This window comes from Acinetobacter sp. YH16056_T (genome assembly GCF_024605895.1).
GTDB classification, from domain to species: domain Bacteria; phylum Pseudomonadota; class Gammaproteobacteria; order Pseudomonadales; family Moraxellaceae; genus Acinetobacter; species Acinetobacter amyesii.
In genome coordinates this window covers 1,259,900-1,280,829 of the sequence record NZ_CP094545.1, presented here as the reverse complement: position 1 = coordinate 1,280,829, position 20,930 = coordinate 1,259,900, and the positions used below count along the sequence as shown (strand labels likewise).

The following is a 20,930-nucleotide window of genomic DNA, read 5'->3' as shown; positions in this document are numbered from 1 at the left end:
AATAATAAAGATGACCACGCATACTTCAGATACGTTTTACAATCCGACTGAATTAAAGCTGGATAAATTAAGCTTTTGTCCGACCAATGCTAAAGGTCTGCAAGAGTGGTTAAACGGTATTTCAATTTTACAATTGGGTACCTCATCTAAAGCTTTATTCAATGCCTTACTTGAAATCTCCGAGCTGAAATGCCAAGAGATGTTACGTTTTGATTTGGTTCAAATTTTACATCCGACTATGGAAAGTGTGCTCACAAGCTTAGAAAAACACTTTACCAATCAAAGCCTCATTACCACGGATCGTAATGACCAAATCATTGAATTGGCGATGCTTTTACGCAGTCACTTTGCCAAAATCTATATTGATATTGCCAAACGATGTAATCAGCAGCTTAATCAACAAAAGTTTTCGATTTTTTCATTCGGCCATAAAAAAAGCTTACAAACCGCTCGAATTGCATCAATCTACTATGCGTTGCAACAACTGACACTGTTGTTGTATCAACAACATATGTTGTATGCCACACCGACTGCAGGTCAATGGATTGCGGCACATCAACTGATTGAATGTGCCATTGAACACAATTTCTATCAAAGTAATGTCAATCAATTACTTGGTACCCAGCATCAAATTGCAAATATTGCCCAAGCTTATGCACAATTGATCTTGTTAGATATTTTCAATAATCATCAGATTCGCCCTGCTGAAATTCAAGGTTTGTATTTATGTAGCTTTGACTGGGCAAAATTGGTTCAAATCTTACCGAAAGAAACCACACTTTCACGCTATATTGTGGACACGAAAAAAGATCACCCACCGATTTATAACTCGAAACAAGATCGGTCTTATCAAGCCAATGTGTACATTTCAACGCAAAACTTGCTCGATCATTTGACTGAAACGCAAACTAAGAATGCCAATTATCTATCTAAAAATGAAAAGTTATTCTTAACCCCAGCGCTATATTTCCATATTCATAATATTTTGACCAACAACACTGAACGTCGTCATGAGCGTTATGAATATTCTGCGCAAATTAATATTTGCTTTAGCTTAATGGTGGCGCATTTCTATCTCTCTAAAGGTAAAAACTTCCACGAAACTTTAGATTTAGAAGGCAATTATCAATTCCACAATGAAGCCTCTTTTGTCAATTCGCATGATTCAAATATGCCAACAGGCATGACTAATGCGAAAGCGCTAGATCGTGAAGCAAAACAGATTCATACTGCTGACGTTTTAGATATTAGTGTGAATGGTTATCGCATTAAATGGACTGGCCCTACCCCTGCTAATTTAAAAACCGGTGAATTTATTTTGATCCAAGAAAATGCTCAAAGCCAATGGCGTGGCGGTGTTGTTCGTTGGATCAAACAATCGACTGAAAAAAGTTTGGAATTGGGTCTCGAAGTACTGGCTCAAGATTTGTATCCATGTTCAGCCCATATTCGTACCGACCGCAATACAACAAATCATCAACCTGCTTTATTGGTACAGACCACACAACTTGATCAAGTGTCTACGACCTTAATTTTACCTGGGGCAAATCTCTTCCGAGAGAAACAAACGATCCACCTTCGCTTAGGCAAAGAAGACATCAAAGTCTATCTCACCAAAGCGCAGTTGGTGACACAAAGCTTTATTCGCTTTGAATATGAATTATTGAATGAAGAGCAAGAAAATGTCGTTAAAGACTATATTGCGAAACAGAGCAATGAGATCAAAAATAACGACTTATGGGAAGCATTAAAGTGAGAAATCCATTACTATCCAAAAAACTAAAACGTACGGAAACTCGATTACTCATTATTGATGATAATCAAATACGTTTTAACCAGATACGTGATTTATTGACAGACAGCGAACATCAAGTTCATGCCATATTACTTGATGATTTACAAAATTTCGAAAAACAGCTGAATCTCAATTGGGACTTGATCATTTTTGGACGTGCTTATGATTTAAAATATGAACAAGCTTTAAGTTTAGTTCAACTATCGAGCCAACCGAATTTACCGATTATTTTACTTAAACCCGAAGACTATCAAGCAGAACAATATGCAAGTTTAGTCAAAAAAGGGATTTATGACATCGTCGATATTGCTGAACCTGAAAGTTTCTATTTTGGTTTAATTCGTGCATTGTCTTTTAGTCGCCTACAACAATCTCAACAACATTTAATGGAAGAGCTTGAAACGGCTCAGATTCAAACCCAGTCTTTAGTTGAAGATAGTCGTAAAGCGGTTGCCGTAATTCAAGAAGGTATTCATATTCAAGCCAATGCTGAATATCTCACTTTATTTGGTCTAAAAAATGAAGATGATGTAATTGGTCTGCCCCTGCTCGATCTATTACAACCTACTGACCTCAATGACTTTAAACAACGTTTTAAAAAAATCAGCCAAGGACAGCTCGATTTAGGACGTTTTGATCTTGTTTCGCAAAATATCGCAGTGGCTGGGCAAAACCCACTAAAACTCGAATTTATTGCCGCGGCTGAAGAAGATGCTTTACAGCTCGCAATTGAAATTGGCAGTCAAAGCAGCAATGCTGTAAGCAACGCTCCAGTTGAAGCTAGCCCACAAAAACCAAAAGCATTTCAACAACTCAACCGCACCATTGGCCAGCAACCTGCTAATGTAAATGCATTGGTTCTATTTACATTGGCTTCTTGTTCTGATGCGATTTTTCAAAAAGATTGGAATACTTATAAGAGCTATTTCACCAATATTAAAGACTTCTTGAAAGATCAGACTCATGCTCCATTATTTAGTTTAGATAATGGTGCAATCGTTGCCTTATTCCAAGCGGATAATCAGCTCAAACTTGAGTCTAAGTTGATTGGTCTTAACACCCTGAGCAAACCTCAATTACTCAGTGTAAACAATGAAACTTATCCATTAAATTTACGCATAGGATACAGTGTTTTAGACAGCGATATTCGTGATGAAGCACATTTTGATACCTTTATTGCGAAAGCCTTTAATACTGCGCTACCAACCAACCAACAAGCACCTGAAATCGATTTAACTATTCCATTAGAAATTGATATACCAAGTTTGGATTTTGGTACACCAGAAGCACAAATTGCGCCGATTGTCGTTAGTGATGAAGCTCCTGTTATTAAGGCCCTTCGCAACTGCTTAGAACGCGGTGAAATTCATCTTAAATATCAACAACTGTATGATAAAGAAGATTCTCATCTTTATACTTATGAAGTAACCAGCGGCTTTATTTTTGAAAATAAATGGAAAGATATCGCTCAACTACGTGAATTGGCTGAAGACTCAGAGCTATCCATTAAATTGGATCGTTGGATCTTGGTTGAATCGTGTAAACAGCTACACAACTTCATCACTCAGTTCCCTGAAGCTAAATTAATTGTTAACCTGAACAAGGAAGTGCTATATAACGACCGCACCTTCCCTGAGTTTATTTCAAAACTCATTACGATTATTCGTAGTAAATTGAAGAATCCACTGATTTTACAATTTGCAGAAGAAGACATTCAGCTCAATATTGATGCCGCTCAAAAAGCATTTGTTGAACTTCGTAAAAATGGTGCCGAACTGGCTTTACGTAATTTTGGTCATTCGATGTTTAGTGAATCATTATTACGTCAAATGGATGTTCACTGCTTAACATTAGATTCAAATTTGACCAAAATGCTTGCAAACGATAAGTCATGCCAAGAGCTGCAAGAAAAAATTACCACTTATCATGAAATCAAAACTGTTGAAATCATGCTACGTGAATTAAATGACATGACCCTGTTTGCCAATGCTTGGAATGTCGAAGCTCGTTTTATTCAAGGTGATTATTTCCAGAAGAAACTCGACCATCTCATCGATGTTCAGGACCAATAAAGTTCTGAACATTACCGATTTAAGGTTTATCTTTTTATCGGCACAAAAAAACGGGCATAAAGCCCGTTTTTCGTTTTGGATATTAACGTTTGATAGAACGTGACATACCAGCAAAACGTTGTTTGAATTTGTCGATACGACCGCCAGTGTCAACGCTTTTCTGTTTACCAGTGTAGAATGGGTGGCAAGCAGAACATACGTCTAGATAAATAGTTTCTTTACCAAGAGCTGAACGAGTTTCAATTACGTTACCGCATGAACATGTAGCAACTAAAGTTTCATATTTTGGGTGAATATCGGCGCGCATCGTCGATTACTCCTAAGATTTAAGAAGGTTTAGCTGTCATCGCAATTGATCACTCTTGTATCGCTACAAGGAAGGCTTAAAAAAGCAGACCAACACCATAACAGACCATTCTTTTGGCCCACCGAGACGGATACCGTCAGAGCTAAGCACAACAAGTTGGGGCAAATTATAGCTGATTTTTTAATGTTAATAAATAGATATTCAAGGCTGAATCGCTCTACTCTTTGGGTTGAGCTTGCTCTAAATATTTCTGATATTGTAATTCGACTGTACGCTGAAATTGGGCTTGATCAAAATGGTTTAATCTTTCAATAAATGCAGGACAAAACGTCGTAGCATTTACTGACTGTAATGATCTGCTCATACCCTCTAAAATACTTTGAAGCTGCTGTTTAAATTGTGCATCGACTGACAGATCAACATCTTTTGCCTTTAATGGCTCTACACCATTAAAACGGATAGCCTGAACTGCAGCAATTAATTTAAGTTTTTGCAGCTTGATAAGCCTGATCTAATTCCGTATTGATCTGTGGTTGTCGATCACGACAAAAATCTAGCATTGACTGTAGGCTGATGAGCGGCATTTTTTCAATGACATCACGGTTACTATTTAAAGATAAATCCTCTTGAGCATGAACGACTGTGTTCAAATCCAAGAATAAAATGAAGAAGCCTCTTTTAATTTTCATGATTTTTTTTCATCTATATAAGGTATTTTAAAAGGACGTACTCATCTCGCCCTATTCTTGCCCACGGCTTTGTTTTGCCCAAAGGTTGGCAATCACACCACAGACCATCAACTGAATTTGGTGAAAGATCATAATCGGTAAAACTATCATCCCCATCGGCTGCCCAATAAATAAAATTTGTGCCATGGGCACGCCGCTCGCCAAGGTTTTTTTAGAACCACAAAAGAAAATCGTCTTTTGATCAGCTCGGCTAAAGCCCAACCAACGTGGTACATATAGCGCCAATAACATAATGATCGTTAACAAGGCAGAGCACGCCACAATCAATAGGAATAAGGTCATACCACTCACTTGATGCCATAGCCCTGCCACCACTGCACTACTGAATGCACCATAGACCACCATCAAAATTGAGCCCTGATCAAATACCTTCACGATTTTTGGCATTTTCTTCATATAAGGAAACACCCAAGGACGGAGGAGCTGCCCTAAAATGAAGGGAATCAGTAATAACAGGGTAATTTGGATAATAGATGCCGTCGGATCATAGTTATGTTGTGACTGACCAAGAATAAAATAGGCCACCATCACTGGGGTAATAAACATCCCAATAATATTTGAAAATGATGCACTACAGACTGCGCCAGCAACATTACCCTGTGCTACCGAAGTAAATGCAATAGAAGACTGTACTGTCGAAGGTAAAAAGCACATAAACAAAAAGCCCCAATACAACTCTTGCCCTAACATCGGCACGAGGATTGGTTTCGCCATTAAACCCAGTAATGGAAATAATGCAAAGGTAAAAGCAAAAACTAAAGCATGTAACTTCCAGTGCATAATGCCTTCAACCACAGCCTCACGAGATAACTTTGCACCATGGAGGAAAAATAAAATGGCAATTGCAGCCGTGGTAATATAGCCAAAGATTTCTGCAGCTTGACCACTAACAGGCAAAAAAGTCGCAAGTATGACCATTACAAAAAGTAGAATGGTAAAACGATCCAAAGCCAACATTTTTAGCATAACAACATCCTGTACAAATTTCCCTTTAAAGCTCATCGGCACAAAAATGCCCAATAAGCTAAATTTACCATTGAGTAAATTTCATCTTACTGGGCCATATAAATAAAGCCAGCTTTTCTCCGATATATTCATTATTTTAAACGTTGATAGTGAGCTCAACGCAAAAAAATTTATAAATAAGAATATTCAGAATTACAGATGACTTTAAATGAATAATTGCAGATTAATTATTTCGTGCATTTGAGTCTTGTTGGATCAACTCAATTTTATAGCCATCGGGATCTTCAACAAAGGCAATGACGGTCACACCACCTTTCATTGGTCCTGCTTCACGTACCACGTTTCCGCCACGTGCTTTAATTTCTTCACAAGCCTTGTAGGCATCATCTACTGCAATAGCAATATGGCCATAAGCGTTACCCAATTCATAACTCTCCGTATCCCAGTTATGCGTTAACTCAAGTACAGTATGATTTTCTTCATCACCATAGCCCACAAATGCCAAAGTAAAACGACCTTCTTCATAATCACGCTTACGAAGCAAAGTCATACCGAGTACTTCAGTATAGAACGCCAATGAACGCTCTAAATTGCCTACACGTAACATGGTATGCAGCATGCGCATAATCGAGTTTCCTAAATCTATCATTATGTCTGAATACTATAGGGATTTAACATGCAAAGTTCAATTTAAGTCTAGAACGCATATACCTGCTTATTTCAAATATCCTTGTCCAAAACCGCAGATATGCTTAGGCTATTTATAAGCTTAGATTAAAAAAGCCCGTTCAGATTGAATGGGCTTTTTTAATTTAAATTGAATTATGAATTGGATTTTTGTTCATGTTCTTTCAATAGCTTGGCGACCCAAACCACTAAAATCAAAATCGGAATACCAATTAAAGTCGTCATCAAGAAAAAGTTTGGATAACCGATATTGGTCACAATCGTACCTGAATAACCGCCTAAAATTTTAGGAGTTAAAGTCATTAATGAACTAAAGATGGCATATTGAACGGCTGTGAAAGAAACACTGGTCAAGCTCGATAAAAATGCAATAAATGCCGCACCAGCAAGACCTGACGCCAAATTATCAACAATAATCGCGAAATATAGCCACAGCGAACTATAAGGCTTAATGACCTTACCTTTGATGTCCACATTTTGTTCAGCACTAGCCAAATTAATCGGTTGAATATCAACACCAAGCACACCCGCCATATTGGCCGCTGTATTCACTTGATATGCTAAATCGACACTCTTTTTCACTACATCATTTTCTAGCAGTTGAGCCGTTAATGTTTTTTGCTTTGCTGTTTCGAGCGCTTGCCCTGGAATTGCAGCACTAAAAACACCGGTTTTATCAAGCTTCGCGTCGAATGGTTTAGCATCCAAAATAATTTGAATTTTTTGATTTTCTTTTAACTCGCCTGCCAAGTATTGTCCACGGACCACGATACTATTTGCAGTCTCTTGAGCTGAAATCGTGTTATCTGAAGTCACTGGCAACAACATCATTGCTGAGTTTGCAAAAGCATTATTCAGATACGGCAAACTCACCTGTATTGGATGTTGATTCTTAGACTGATAATCCGCACTGACCTGAATATTTTGATCAGCCGCCAAGACTGCTTTTGGAATTTGAACTGCCCAAGCTCCCGTGTCATCCGGCGTCGCTGTATATTGCTGCCCTGCTACATTTACAGTGACATCGCTCAATGGCTGACCTGATTTGACCAGACCGATAAAAATCAAGTTTGTTGAACTTGCTAAAATCGCACCAACAAACATCAATTTCATAATGTTCATGCGCTGCGCTAGCAAACCGCCAAGGAAGCCGCCAACCAAGCTAAAAATCACACCATAGACTTTTACAGCTTCAGCAATCTGCTCTTTGGTGAAGTTTAAATCTTGATAAAACACATTAGAAATGACGCCGGCGATAATATCGGAAATACGGTAAAAACCAATAAGTAACAACAGCACTAAAGCCAGTTTTAGACCATAACGCTTAAAAAAATCTGCAACTGGATTAACCCAAGTTTCAAATGCCATCTGCTTATTTACAGCACCTGATTTCACTAAAACAGAACCGACACCAAAAGCAACCATAGCTGAACCAATAAAGCGTACAGCCTCTAAACAAAACAATGCAAATGAGTCTGAAATTTGCCACTGCTCTTTCAAGCTTTCAACCGCAACACCTGAATAGATATAACTCAAAACAAAAGCAACCACCGCAGCAAAAAATACAGCGACTAAACGATAATAGTCGGTCCGTTTATAATGCTTTTGTACACGGTCAACCTGCGGCTCACGTATCGATAAAGTTGTGATAATACCGATAACCATTACAGCAGCCATTGCAAGGTAAGTATATTTCCAAGCTTCATAAATATAGTTACCTTTGGCCGTGCCTAAATATGCCGCCAAAAATAACGCCCCTGCACCTGCCACGATCATGCCGATACGATAACCTGCATTATAAGTCGAAGCTAAAACGGTCTGCATTTCAGTTTCTGCCAACTCAATACGATAAGCATCAATCACAATGTCTTGCGTTGCGGCAGAAAAACCTAGCAATACAGCGCCAGCGGCCATTTGGTAAATATAGCTTTGTCCTAAAGCAGGATCTGAAAATGCCATGATACAAATTGCACAGATAATGAGAACCTGAGCGATCAACAACCATGCACGGCGCCGTCCGAGTTGTTTAGTTAAAAATGGCACAGGCAACTCATCAATTAATGGCGCCCAAACAAACTTAAATGAGTAGCCAAGCGCTGCCCAACTAAAAAAAGTCACTGCACTTTTATCAATTCCTGCTTCACCTAACCAAAGCGATAAACTGGAAAAGATCAGTAAAATTGGGATACCGGCCGAAAAGCCAAGAAAAAGCATAATCAGCGCACGTCGGTCTAAAAATGCAGTAAAAGCAGATTTCCATCCTGAAGCTTGTGTTGTCATGACTCAGTTATTTTTGTCAAAATCGAATGTTGCTATTCAAGCGCTTAATGACAACGGTTTCAACAACATTTATGAAATCATTGTTTTATTTTATCGATATTTCGCATGCTGTTGCTTGATCTTTGGCATTAAACCTGTATACCTTAATTACATATCTCTATTCTTTAGTTTTTTGGATTCAACAGTGACCCAGCGACTTGAACAAATTCACTCTTCTTTATCAACCACCATTAATGAAACCAACACAAAAAACTTAGCAGAAACAGTAACGACACTAAAGAGTGCTTTTGATCAACCCGAAATACAGAATACTTTAACTAAAACCCAGTTGCAGCCGCTTCAGCTGACGCATACGCCTGAGCTTAAAAAAATACCGACGTCTACCAAGCGGATCAAACCACTCAATGACTTTTTAGGACAAGATCGTGCCCGTGCTTCGGTTGAAGCTGGCATTGCATTGCCCTATTCAGGCTATAACATTTTTGCTGTAGGTACCGCAGGCTTAGGTAAGCGCACCATGATTAAGCGCTTATTACAACAACACGCTAAAAATATGCCAACGCCTTCAGACTGGGTGTATGTCAATAATTTCAAGTTTCCGCGTGAACCGATTGCGCTGAAACTTCCTTCTGGTCAAGCGACAAAATTCCAAACGTTATTACATCAAAGTTGGCAAACTATATTAAAACAGCTTGAACGTCGCTTCACCGCAGAAACCTATCACAATCGCATTGAAATGATTCGCCAACATGCTGGTGATGAACAACATCTTGCTTTAGTTGAATTAACCCGAGAAGGTGAAGAGCTCGATCTTAAACTGATTTCTCAGGATGATGATCATTGTTTCGTTCCCGTGCATTTGGTCGATAACAAATACCAAGAAATGTCCAAAGAAGACATCAATGCACTAAGCAGTAAACAACGAGCTGAAATTGCGTCAAACGTCCGTTATATGGATAAAAAACTTGAACGCCTTGGTCTACATCTTGGTGATCTTGAAGATGACGCACGCGATAAAGTTCAGGTTTTAAACCGTGAAATTGCTAAACAAGTCGTCATGCCGCGTATTGATGTAATTCAAAATAAATTCAGCATGGTTGAAGGCTTGGAAGATTATCTGAAGCAATATGCAGATGACATCATTCAAAATGTTGAGTTTGTGCTTGAGCAAGAAGAAGATGACTTTACACCTGGCCTATTTAACCGCGTGCCATCTCGCTACCAAGCTAACATTATCGCCACACACAAACCAAATGCTGGTGCGCCAGTTATTTTTGAAGATTTCCCAACCCATTACAATTTGCTAGGTCATGTCGAACAACTGACCCAAAATGGCACCATCACCACAGACTTTACGTTAATCCGTCCTGGTGCATTGCATAAGGCCAATGGTGGATTCCTCATCTTGGAAGCTGAACAACTTTTAGAGCAGCCTTATGCATGGCAAGGTCTAAAACGTGCATTAAAGTCAGGACATTTAAAGCTATCTTCACTTGAACATATGCTTACATTGACAGGCAGTATTTCGATTGAGCCTGAAGCTATTGATTTAAATATCAAAGTGATCCTGCTTGCTGAACCTGATATTTATTACGATATTTTAGAACTCGAACCAGAACTGGGCAGTGTCTTTAAAATTCGTGCCGATTTTACCGATACATTACAACGTAATGACATTAATGAGCAGGCATATATGCAGCTAATTGCTGATTATGTGCAAACAGACAAACTTCTGCCGTTTGACCGTACAGCACTTGCTGCACTGTTAACTGATTCAAGTCGTCAAGCTGAAGATCAAAGCTCTTTGTCATTACATGCCCTCACCTTAGGTGATTTGATTCGTGAAGCACATCATCATGCAGCCCTCGCTGGCGATAAAATGGTGACAGAAACACATATCAACACCGCTCTTGATCATCGTAAATACCGTCTAGGCTACTTACGTGAATTGTATTGGCAAGATCTCAGTCGCGGCACACAATTAATTGAAACCAAAGGTCATCGATTCGGGCAGATCAACGCCCTCTCTGTGATTCAATATGCAGATGTTGAATTTGGTTTACCGTCACGTTTAACAGCTTCGGTTTATCAAGGCGGTGGCGATATTTTAGATATCGAACGTAGCGTAGAACTCGGTGGTTCTCTGCATGCCAAAGGCGTCCTATTGATGTCGAGTTTCTTAAAGGCACACTTTGGTCGTGAACAAATTTTACATTTCTCTGCTGCCCTCGCCTTTGAGCAAAGCTATGGTCAAGTGGATGGCGACAGCGCAACTGTTGCAGAGCTTTCAGCTCTTATTTCCGCTATTAGCCAATTACCGATCGATCAATCTTGGGCAATCACTGGCTCCATGAACCAATTGGGTCAAGTTCAACCGATTGGGGGTGTAAATGCCAAGATTGAAGGCTTCTATGATGCATGTAAATTACAAGGGTTAACAGGCAAGCAAGGTGTGATTATTCCACGCCAAAATATGCAGCACTTAATGTTACGCAAAGATGTGATTGAAGCTGTGCAACAAGGTCAATTCCATATTCACGCCATAGATACCATTGACCAAGCATTAGAAATTTTGATGGCGCGTCCAGTAGGCACTCTTGATAAAAAAGGTCGTTATAGCAAAGGCTCAATCTACGCTGCTGTCATGGAGCAACTTGAGTACTGGCAAGCGATTGAAGACGGTGCTGAGCTTGAGGAAGAAGAGCCAAAGAAAAAGAAAAAAAAGAAGAAGTCAAAAAAGAATAAAGATAAAAAGGCAAAGAAGTCTGAAGCTCAAGACAGCACTGCTAAAAATGGGACTGCTGAAAACGAGCAACGTGTTGAAGAAAGTCCGACTGAAGACAATCCGTCATAAATCTTCGATGAGTTTATTCATTTGTTGATTTTTCCACCACCCTTTGTGCTTTAAATGCGTATGGGGATGGTGGAAAAACGCATAAACCACGACTTTTTTGATAAATAAGTCATAAAAAAAGCGCCTTAAAGGCGCTATTTTTATCTGTATCCAATGATCAAAATCATCAAATACACATCCAATTAAGCTTCAGGAGCTGGGCTATATTGTTCAACTAAAGGTTGTAATTCACCTTTTTGGAACATATCAAGCATAATGTCGCTACCACCGATCAACTCACCATTGATCCATAATTGTGGGAAAGTCGGCCAGTTTGCAATTTGTGGAAGAGTTGCGCGAATATCTTGATTTTCAAGAATATTTACATAAGCAAACGGACGACCAATTTGACTGAGCGCTTCTACTGCACGCGCAGAGAAACCACACTGTGGAAACTGTGGAGTGCCTTTCATGTAAAGTAGAACTGCGTGTTTAGCAATTTGGTCACGAATTAACGCTTCTGTATCGCGTGCTTGTTCAGTCATTGATATATCCTCAATAAATCTGCTTCGCATTATACCCAAAACTGAGTAAAACAATATGACTAAAGCAATATTTCACGTTTTATTTACATTTCAGCTTTTCAAGTGAGTCATATTTTGCTTATATAGACCTCTTGATGCTCATATATATATGGCGTCTCCTCTATATTATTTCAATCACCTGACAAATTAGAGTTAGTCATGAATAACATTACCCTTGCCCCAGTACAAACTGATCAACCATCGCACTTGATGCCAGTATTTGGCCGCCAACCGATCAGCTTTGTCCGAGGTCAAGGTGCTCACCTGTATACCGCAGATGGCACAGAATACTTAGACGCACTGACAGGGATAGCTGTTTGTGGTTTAGGTCACTCACATCCTGCAATTACAGCTGCAATTGCTGAACAGGCAGCGACCCTCATTCATACCAGTAACTTATTTGAAGTGCCTTGGCAAACGGCTGCTGCGCAAAAATTAGCTGAAGTTGCGGGTATGGAAGAAGTTTTCTTCTCAAATAGTGGTGCAGAATCAAATGAAGGTGCAATCAAAATTGCACGTAAATTTGGTCATATGCAAGGTGTTGCAAGCCCTAAAATTATTGTTGCTGATCATTCATTCCATGGTCGTACCATGGCGACATTATCTGCAACAGGTAACAAAAAAGTTCAGGAAGGTTTTGGCCCACTGGTTGAAGGTTTCATTCGTGTGCCTTTCGGTGATATTGAAGCAATTGAAGAAGCTGCAATTCACCACCCAGACATCGTAGCGATTTTGGTTGAGCCGATCCAAGGCGAAGGTGGCGTCAACACTGCTCCTCAAGGTTTTAGCTATTTAGAAGATATTCGTCGTATCTGTAACCAACACAACTGGTTAATGATGCTTGATGAAGTGCAAACAGGTAACGGCCGTACTGGTAAATACTTTGCATATCAACATACCAATATTATTCCTGACGTGCTAACTACAGCAAAAGGTCTAGGCAATGGCTTCCCTATCGGCGCAGTCATGACTCAAGGTCGTGGTGTTGGGGTTTTAACAGCGGGTAACCACGGTTCAACTTATAGCGGTACTGCATTAGGTTCACGTGTGGTTTATACCGTGATTGATACCATTCAAAAAGAAAACCTTGTTGAAAATGCTGCAAATATGGGGGCGTATCTTGTTGAGCAATTCACAGAGCAACTTGCAGAGCAAAACGTAACTGTTCGTGGTTTTGGTTTAATGGTCGGCATTGAATTACCAAAAGCATGTGGCGAACTTGTGAATATTGCACGTGATGAGCATCACTTGATTATTAACGTAACAGCAGGCTCTGTGATTCGTTTATTACCTACGCTGAACATCAATAAAAAACAAGCGGATATCTTGATTGAACGCATTGTTAAAATGGTGAAAAACTTTCTAGCGTAATTTGTGCCGAAAGTAAAAAAAGCCGCTGATTGCGGCTTTTTTTATATCTTTTTAAACCTTTTTTGTTTTTATGAGGCTTCTTGGTATACACGTCCGCCTGGTAATTGACTGAAATACAATTTTAATGCATCTAGGCAACGATGAATTTTAGTAGGCTGTTGATCACGTTTAGACATCACCGCATATAGAGTAAATGATGGTAAACGCCATTCTGGTAAAACTTCAACAAGAGAACCGTTTAATAAGTCTTTTTGCGTATCTAGATATAATATTCTTGCAATGCCATGTCCTTGTTGACACATTGCTTTTGCAGCAAATACATTATTTGTTGTAAATCGGGAGTGCACATCCAATGCAACCTGCTCTTTAGTCACTGCATTTTCAAATGCAAAATGCTGAAAGTTTTTAACCAAATTTATTTGAACCATATCATGATTTTGTAAATCTTCTGGTCGTGTAATTAAACTGGTTTGGTTGATATAGCTTGGTGCTGCAACGAGAACTTGTTCAACATGTGCCAATGGCACCACATGAAACTGTTGATCATCAATTTTTGAACTCATTCGTAGCGCAATATCAATGCGGCCATCAATTAAGTCGATATATTGATTATCTGCTTCTAGATGAACGGATAAACCGCGATGTGCCGACATCCAATGTGACAATGCAGGAATCACATGATTCGCACAAATTTCTGGTGTCGATGCAATACGTAATTCACCGACTAAGTCGTCACGAAGTTCATTGATACGAATTTTGCCGCGCTCTGCGGCAGATAGCATCTCTTGGCAACTATGAAAAAAAGCTTGTCCAGCTTCTGTCAAACTTAACTTACGTGTTGAACGATGTAAAAGAATGACTTCCATATCCTGCTCTAGTGAGCGGATTTGCTGACTCACGGCACTCGTGGTAATACCTAACTCACGAGCAGCACCGCTAAACGAATTTTTTTCCACAACGCAAGCAAAGACACCCATTGCTCGAAGTTGATCTAACATAAATTTCCCTCATAAACTTATGAGAAGCTTCATCTTTCGATAAAAGCAACTCATTGTATTATACGGGGATATTTTGCTTTTGCATTATATATTTAATTATTTGGTAAAACTGAAGTTGGATTGATTGGTTTACCATCTAAACGCACTTGGAACTCAAGCATCGTGCGGTTGGTACCCGATGAACCCATCTCACCAATTTGCTGCCCTGCTTTCACAGTATCGCCACTTTTGACATTCATTTTACTGTTATGTGCATATGCAGTGATATAGCCATTAATATGCTTCACCAAAATTAAATTGCCGTACTCTTTAAGACCATCGGCGGCATAGACCACTTGACCATCAGCTGCTGCAAAAATAGGATCACCTGTATTACCTACGTAACGTGTTCCTTTCACATTCGATGCTAAGTTATAGCCTTGTAATACCGTAGGACGCGATACTGGACTCACCCAACGTAAACTTGAAGAACTGACCACAGGCGTTGGAACTGTAGTTCGCGTCACTGTCGATGGTGTGGTTGAAGCTTGAGTCACGGGCGCTGTTTGCGTTGGCATTGCAATCGTTTGGCGTTGAATTGGTGCCGCTTGAGTCATGGCTTGTGTAGACGTCGTACGACGAGAGCCACTATTTTTAAGGCGAATGGATTGTCCAACATAGATGCGATAAGGCTGGGCAATATCGTTCATTTCTGCGATGCTGACATAGCTCAAACCATAGCGAGCTGCAATGCCACTTAAAGTATCTCCCGAACGAACTGTATAATAATCCGGAGCAGTCGCATAACGGGTCGCATTATTAATTTGTGGTTTTGACGCACAGCCAGTCATGACCAAAGTCGTAACAACCGCAGCAGATAAAACAAGGGTCTTAAATAATGCTGCAGGAGCGGCAATAACGCGATATTGTGACACCAGGGACATCATCTTCCTCACTAATAATTCAAATATAGTCATTATGAATGGGCTAAGATTAGCAAAAATCCACTCTAAAAAAGTTGCGGCATAACCATTTTCACAAAGTTATAACATTAATACTTAAGATTTAGATAACTCTGAGTGCAAGTTATTCAAAATCTCATAGTTTGTAGCATCCATTTGTATAGGCGTTACACTGACATAACCATTTGCAACTGCAAAGAAGTCTGATTCGATATGCGTTAAGCCTTTTTTAGGCTCTGCCACAGCCTCACCTGCCAAGCCAATCCAATAGACTTGACGACCACGCGGGTCTACATGACTGGTAATCGGTTTGGACTGTAAACGTCGCCCTTGATAGGTCACTTTAGTGCCTTGAAGTTCAGCGACATCTGGAATATTGATATTAAAAATATGTCGTGCAGGTAGCGCAGGTAAGCCATTGGCAATAAAGTCATGCACCCATTGTGCAGCTACGGCATAATCTTCAGGGTTGTTATAACTACGCACATTCGGCCCAGCCAAAGACACGGCTAGCGCAGGTTGTTTCATTAGACGACCTTCAAATGCGGCACCGACCGTCCCTGAATACAGCACATCATCACCCAGATTTGCGCCGCTATTGATCCCACTCACCACCAAATCAAATTCAAAATCGAACAGACCATTCATTGATAAATACACACAGTCCGCAGGTGTGCCATTTACCGCCCACATATTTGGTGCAATTTCGACAGGTCGTAATGGTCGATCTAAAGTCAGTGCACTTGAAAAACCACTGCGTTCACTTTCAGGTGCAACAATCACCACACGACCGAGAGGACGCAATGCATGTGCTAAAGCTTGGATACCGGGAGCAAAAACGCCATCATCATTGGCAATTAATATATTCACAACTAAATTTCCATTACTAAAAAATTAAAAATGACTCGCAAGAACATTTTATTGAAATATATGAATAATTATATATATTTACATTTCAACATCCAGCATTAATGTGTGTGTACAAAATGAATAAAACCGTAGCACTTCGTGGTTTATTGGGCTTTGCTCTAGCAGCTTGCATGACTCAAACTGTGGTCGCAGACAATGACTTCACTCAAGAAGAAGCCAATACCATCGTAAAAGAAGATATTGCATCTGCACAAGTCATGTTAGAAGTATGCCCTGCGATTATTGGTCAAAATGCAAAATTTGATGCCAACATTCAAGCACTCACTAAAACATATCTTGCTGATTATTCTGATAAATCAATGACTTTAGAAAAACTACAGTCTGACAGCGAATATAAATCAGTTCTTGAAGAAGCACGTCAAGCTGCTAAAGAAACTGATAAAGCTGAACAAAAATCAGTTTGTGATGACGTTTTAAATTATGAAGGTTAATTGATCATTCAGATTTGGACGCCCTCTCAATAGGTTAGTCCTAATTGCATCAAACCTGCCAAAAAAGGATGACGCTTATAGCCTCATCCTTTTTTCTTTCACAATGTATTGATTTCTAAACAGCTTCAATACAATTTTCTACTGATCTCTACCCAAAATATGATTAAGCTTGGCTAATAAATTTTAGCTATTTGATATCTTTTAGGTTATTTAACAGGTTATTTAAATGAAAAACTTTTTTGTAAAATCTCTTTGTGCCCTTAGCCTTTCTGCTTTTGCGTTCACCACCATGTCTGCACATGCCGCAGATGAAAAAATTGAAGTGACTCCTACACCTCAAGTGACCAGTCAAGAACTTGCAGCTATTTATGTACTTTCTGAAGTTTGTCCAAAACTGGTGAATGACAAAGATCAGCCGAAGTTTGAAGCGGGTTATGCAAAATTAGCCAAAGAATATATGCCGAATGAAAAGAACCCTGTAAATGCCTTACAACAGCTCAGCAAACAAAAAAGTTTTAAAGAAGCTTTAAAAGAAGCGCAGTCTGATGCGAAGAAAGCTGGCGATAAGAAAAATGGTGCGATTTGCAAAGAATTGACTGCTTACAGCAAATAATACCAATTGGTTACAATACTTTTAAAATAAGCGCTTGCACCCCATAGCAGTCCGCCTAGCTTTGTCCTAAAATGCTAGGCTCTTTGTGCTTATACCTAAGTTATTGGAACCACCCAGAATGACCCGAAAAACCGCCCTTGCCGCATTACTACTTGCACCTAGTTTTTCATTCGCGGCAACTGTCCTTTCTGCACCACCTGAATTAAATAATAAATCTTATGTGCTGATGGACTATGAGACAGGGCAAATCCTTGCTTCTAAAAATGAAAACGAAAAATTAGCTCCTGCTTCAATGACAAAAATGATGACCAGTTACATCATTGAGCAAAAGTTATTAAGCGGTGAACTAACTGAAAATGAAAAAGTACGTATGAATGAGTCGGCTTGGTGTCGCGGCAGCAGCACTGAGTCATGTATGTACGTTCCGCTCAACGGTACTGCAACTGCATTAGAAATGTTACGTGGCATTATCATTCAGTCGGGTAACGATGCTTCTAAAGCTATGGCAGAACATATTGCTGGCAATGAAGGCACCTTTGCCCACATGATGAACCAAGAAGCGAAACGTATTGGCATGGTGAATACTCAATTCATCAATGCGACAGGTATGCCAGCTGAAGGTCATTTCTCGACTGCCAAAGATATGGCGACTCTTGCGCAACATATCATTCATGACAGTTCAAAATACTATCCGATCTACTCTGAAAAAGAATTTACGTTCAATGGCATTAAGCAAGGCAACCGTAATGCCCTGCTTTATACTGACCCAAGTGTAGATGGTTTAAAAACTGGTCATACTGAAGAAGCGGGCTACTGCTTAACGACTTCAGCTAAACGTGGTCCTTTACGTTTAATTTCAGTGATCTTTGGTGCGCCAAGCATGAACGAACGTGCATCTCAAACACGTGAAATTTTAGCTTGGGGTTATGCAAACTTTGAAACTGTAAAAGTTCAACCTGCTAAACAAGTGCTTGCAAAAGCAAAAGTTTGGTACGGTAAAGACAATGAAGTTCAAGTAGGTCTAGCTGAAAACTTTAACGTGACGATGCCTAAAGGCGAAGCGAACGCCATTAAAACTCAATTGGTTGTTCAACCTAAATTGACTGCACCTTTAAAACAAGGTCAAGTGGTCGGTAAATACGTTGCAACGCTTAATGGCAAAGTCATTGCTGAAAAACCACTTGTAGCTCTACAAAATGTTGAAGAAGCTGGTTTCTTTGCAAAAATGATTGATCACATCAAACAATTCTTTAGCAACTTATTCTAAGTTTAATGAAAACTGAGCTTTAAGACTAAAGTGAAAGCATCTAGATTTCGGTCTAGGTGCTTTTTTATTTTATAATGCCTAAAAACCTGTAGATGACTTTCCTATGAGCCAAAACATTCGCCCTTATTTACACACTGTTCCACGTATTGCTGACTCTTGCTATATCGATGAAATGTCAGTGGTGATTGGCGATGTTGTATTGGCTGAAAATGTCTCTGTTTGGCCATTTGCTGTGATTCGTGGTGATGTAAACCATATTCGTATTGGTAAAAACTCTAATGTGCAAGATCACTCAATGTTGCATGTGAGTCATAAAAAAGCCGATAAGCCTGAGGGTTCTCCACTGATTATTGGTGAAGATGTCACAATTGGTCATCATGTAAAATTACACGGTTGTACCATTGGTAATCGTGTTTTAGTCGGTATAGGTACGATTATTTTAGATGATGTAATTGTTGAAGATGATGTGATGATTGGTGCTGGTTCACTTGTTCCACCAAATAAGGTTTTGGAAAGTGGTTATTTATATGTGGGCAGTCCAGTCAAAAAAGTCCGCCCCCTAACCGATAAAGAAAAAGCATTTTTACCGTATTCAGCGCAGAATTATGTGAAGGTGTCGGGGAATTATAAATAAAATAGATTTTATTTAGGTTAATTTTTATTAAAGCATTATTTCAATGCTAAAAATTTATTTATTGTTTTGCACCTAAAATGCATATATTAGAATAAATATAAAATTAGATAGTATTTCCTTAGTTACATTTTCAAATTTTATTAGTCATCTTATTTTATTAAGCTCGAATATAATTACAATATTTGGACATAGTATGACTAGCCCTACTTTTTTGCATCAACTGCCAAAAGAGCAGCTACAAAAGCTTTCAAAAGAAGATATAAAAAAAATTCATGAGGCAGAACAACTATATTGGAATCATAAGCCTCACACAAAATATTATGTAGCATTTAACGGTGCAAAAACTAAAAATGGTGGACTTGTTCGGGCATCAAATCATACTTTTAAAGTCCAAGGGATATCATTGGCATTGATAGGTGATGAAGCCATATACTTAGATGGTTCAACAGCAAAAATTATCTCTGGCGCAGGATCGCTTTTCAATGTAGATGGTCGATCAGCCGCTCTAATCGGTTCATTTTTAGAAAATGGCGATGAAATTATTGATAGTCCAATTACATCTCATGTATTACGCTTATATCATGATGCGATACCCCCTATAGGCTTTATGACTACAACAATTGGAGACTCAAAAAATGTCTAAAGGATTCGGCATTCATGGGTCTACAACGAGCCACGGAGGAACAGTCATATCCACTCAGTTCAGAAGTTCACAGATGGGGAATCTTTTTTCTTCGTGCTGGAGATGGTTTCGCATGTCCGAAATGTAAAACTTGGTCTACGTTAATTAAAAGTAATGACCACGTTATTTTTGATGGCAAGGCTGTAGCTTATGTAGGCGATAAGTTCACTTGTGGTGCTACCTTACTCCCTAAGCAAGTACATGTAGTTGGAGCTAGTGGTGGTCCTAGTAATTCATCCGTCTTAAATTTTCAGACAACATCTCAACAAAGTAATAATTTGGCAAACAATTTTAGCCGTAACAAAGAAAATTATTATATAGAACAAAATAGAACACAATACGTGAAATTCAAAAATTTAATTCTTCCTTATGATGAGGATAAAAAGGTTGGGTAGGAGTTGTTTCTCAAGCTATTTCTGGGACTTGTGAATATATTGTTAGCTATATTTTAAAGGGTCGTGAATTATTTATAACAGTTTCCTATATAGCCCCTCCATTAAAAGGAGATGCTAAAATTAAACCTTTTGTTTCAGTAAAAATATTTAGAGAAAAAGCAAGAGATTTTAAACTACTCTCACAAAAAAATTTAGAAATAGGGAATGGTGTCTGGAATACTGAAAAGGGGAAAGAACTAGTTGGATCAGGAACAATTCTTCTTCCGGAGCCCAATTTGTCTTTAATTAAAGTTGAAATGCAAATGGGATATGAAGCCAAATTAGATGGCGGAATAATTTATCCAAATCCAAGATTTATAACACATACATTCACATTAACTTCGGCTGCTAGACGT

19 protein-coding genes and 1 pseudogene are annotated in these 20,930 nt (G+C 39.1%); 10 read left to right on the top strand and 10 right to left on the bottom strand.

Annotated features, from left to right (window positions below; all coding sequences use genetic code 11):
* Positions 1-10: 10 nt before the first annotated feature.
* Entirely contained in the window at positions 11-1,756 is a 1,746-nt protein-coding gene (locus MST17_RS06490) for a GTPase (RefSeq protein ID WP_180026452.1), read from the top strand.
* A complete protein-coding gene (locus tag MST17_RS06485) occupies positions 1,738-3,867 on the top strand; it encodes an EAL domain-containing protein (RefSeq protein ID WP_180026453.1) in 2,130 nt (709 codons plus the stop codon). Before MST17_RS06490 ends, MST17_RS06485 begins: the two co-directional genes overlap by 19 nt.
* An 82-nt stretch (positions 3,868-3,949) precedes the next feature.
* On the opposite strand, the gene rpmE is transcribed toward MST17_RS06485, so the two are convergent.
* The 6 genes from rpmE to MST17_RS06455 all read right to left on the bottom strand — a co-directional run bounded on the left by rpmE (position 3,950) and on the right by MST17_RS06455 (position 8,856).
* Positions 3,950-4,174: a 50S ribosomal protein L31 gene (gene rpmE, locus MST17_RS06480; RefSeq protein ID WP_078190165.1), complete on the bottom strand. Its 225-nt coding sequence runs from the start codon at positions 4,172-4,174 to the stop codon at positions 3,950-3,952.
* A 217-nt stretch (positions 4,175-4,391) separates the two neighbouring features.
* Entirely contained in the window at positions 4,392-4,538 is a 147-nt protein-coding gene (locus MST17_RS06475; RefSeq protein WP_180026454.1) for a hypothetical protein, read from the bottom strand.
* Positions 4,539-4,656: 118 nt separating this feature from the next.
* Positions 4,657-4,863 (bottom strand): hypothetical protein, encoded by a 207-nt coding sequence (locus MST17_RS06470; protein WP_180026455.1) that lies wholly within the window; start codon positions 4,861-4,863, stop codon positions 4,657-4,659.
* Positions 4,864-4,914: 51 nt separating this feature from the next.
* Entirely contained in the window at positions 4,915-5,889 is a 975-nt protein-coding gene (locus tag MST17_RS06465) for a bile acid:sodium symporter family protein (RefSeq protein ID WP_180026456.1), read from the bottom strand.
* 223 nt (positions 5,890-6,112) lie between these two features.
* Positions 6,113-6,514 (bottom strand): lactoylglutathione lyase, encoded by a 402-nt coding sequence (gloA, locus tag MST17_RS06460; RefSeq protein ID WP_078191833.1) that lies wholly within the window; start codon positions 6,512-6,514, stop codon positions 6,113-6,115.
* 197 nt (positions 6,515-6,711) lie between these two features.
* Positions 6,712-8,856, bottom strand: a complete 2,145-nt coding sequence (locus MST17_RS06455) for an MFS transporter (protein WP_180026457.1) — start codon at positions 8,854-8,856, stop codon at positions 6,712-6,714.
* 205 nt (positions 8,857-9,061) lie between these two features.
* On the opposite strand from MST17_RS06455, the gene MST17_RS06450 reads away from it, so the two are divergent.
* Entirely contained in the window at positions 9,062-11,710 is a 2,649-nt protein-coding gene (locus MST17_RS06450; protein WP_373685421.1) for a Lon protease family protein, read from the top strand.
* Between the two features lie 182 nt (positions 11,711-11,892).
* Here the strand turns inward: MST17_RS06450 and grxD are convergent, their stop codons facing one another.
* Entirely contained in the window at positions 11,893-12,234 is a 342-nt protein-coding gene (gene grxD, locus MST17_RS06445; protein WP_067762767.1) for a Grx4 family monothiol glutaredoxin, read from the bottom strand.
* 198 nt (positions 12,235-12,432) lie between these two features.
* Here grxD and MST17_RS06440 point away from each other — a divergent pair, with 198 nt between their 5' ends.
* Positions 12,433-13,644: an aspartate aminotransferase family protein gene (locus MST17_RS06440; protein WP_180022917.1), complete on the top strand. Its 1,212-nt coding sequence runs from the start codon at positions 12,433-12,435 to the stop codon at positions 13,642-13,644.
* Between the two features lie 68 nt (positions 13,645-13,712).
* Here the strand turns inward: MST17_RS06440 and MST17_RS06435 are convergent, their stop codons facing one another.
* From MST17_RS06435 to surE, 3 genes are all read right to left on the bottom strand, one after another.
* The gene (locus tag MST17_RS06435; protein WP_180004878.1) at positions 13,713-14,642 is read right to left on the bottom strand and encodes a LysR family transcriptional regulator; all 930 of its coding nucleotides are present in this window, start codon (positions 14,640-14,642) and stop codon (positions 13,713-13,715) included.
* Between the two features lie 92 nt (positions 14,643-14,734).
* Entirely contained in the window at positions 14,735-15,565 is an 831-nt protein-coding gene (locus MST17_RS06430) for a peptidoglycan DD-metalloendopeptidase family protein (protein ID WP_180026461.1), read from the bottom strand.
* Positions 15,566-15,679: 114 nt separating this feature from the next.
* Positions 15,680-16,453, bottom strand: a complete 774-nt coding sequence (surE, locus tag MST17_RS06425) for a 5'/3'-nucleotidase SurE (protein ID WP_078190173.1) — start codon at positions 16,451-16,453, stop codon at positions 15,680-15,682.
* A gap of 116 nt (positions 16,454-16,569) precedes the next feature.
* Here surE and MST17_RS06420 point away from each other — a divergent pair, with 116 nt between their 5' ends.
* From MST17_RS06420 to MST17_RS06395, 6 genes and pseudogenes are all read left to right on the top strand, one after another.
* Complete coding sequence (locus tag MST17_RS06420) at positions 16,570-16,944, top strand: MCR_0457 family protein (protein ID WP_168377836.1); 375 nt, start codon at positions 16,570-16,572, stop codon at positions 16,942-16,944.
* Positions 16,945-17,170: 226 nt separating this feature from the next.
* Positions 17,171-17,557 (top strand): MCR_0457 family protein, encoded by a 387-nt coding sequence (locus MST17_RS06415; RefSeq protein WP_180026459.1) that lies wholly within the window; start codon positions 17,171-17,173, stop codon positions 17,555-17,557.
* Positions 17,558-17,675: 118 nt separating this feature from the next.
* Positions 17,676-18,824, top strand: coding sequence for a D-alanyl-D-alanine carboxypeptidase PBP5/6 (dacC, locus tag MST17_RS06410; protein WP_078191838.1), 1,149 nt, complete (start codon positions 17,676-17,678; stop codon positions 18,822-18,824).
* Positions 18,825-18,927: 103 nt separating this feature from the next.
* Positions 18,928-19,458: a gamma carbonic anhydrase family protein gene (locus MST17_RS06405; protein WP_180009363.1), complete on the top strand. Its 531-nt coding sequence runs from the start codon at positions 18,928-18,930 to the stop codon at positions 19,456-19,458.
* A 193-nt stretch (positions 19,459-19,651) separates the two neighbouring features.
* A complete protein-coding gene (locus tag MST17_RS06400; protein WP_168377839.1) occupies positions 19,652-20,101 on the top strand; it encodes a PAAR domain-containing protein in 450 nt (149 codons plus the stop codon).
* Positions 20,094-20,367: pseudogene (locus MST17_RS06395) on the top strand (PAAR domain-containing protein); the annotation flags it as partial. The gene MST17_RS06400 and the pseudogene MST17_RS06395, both read left to right, overlap by 8 nt.
* Between the last annotated feature and the right edge of the window lie 563 nt (positions 20,368-20,930).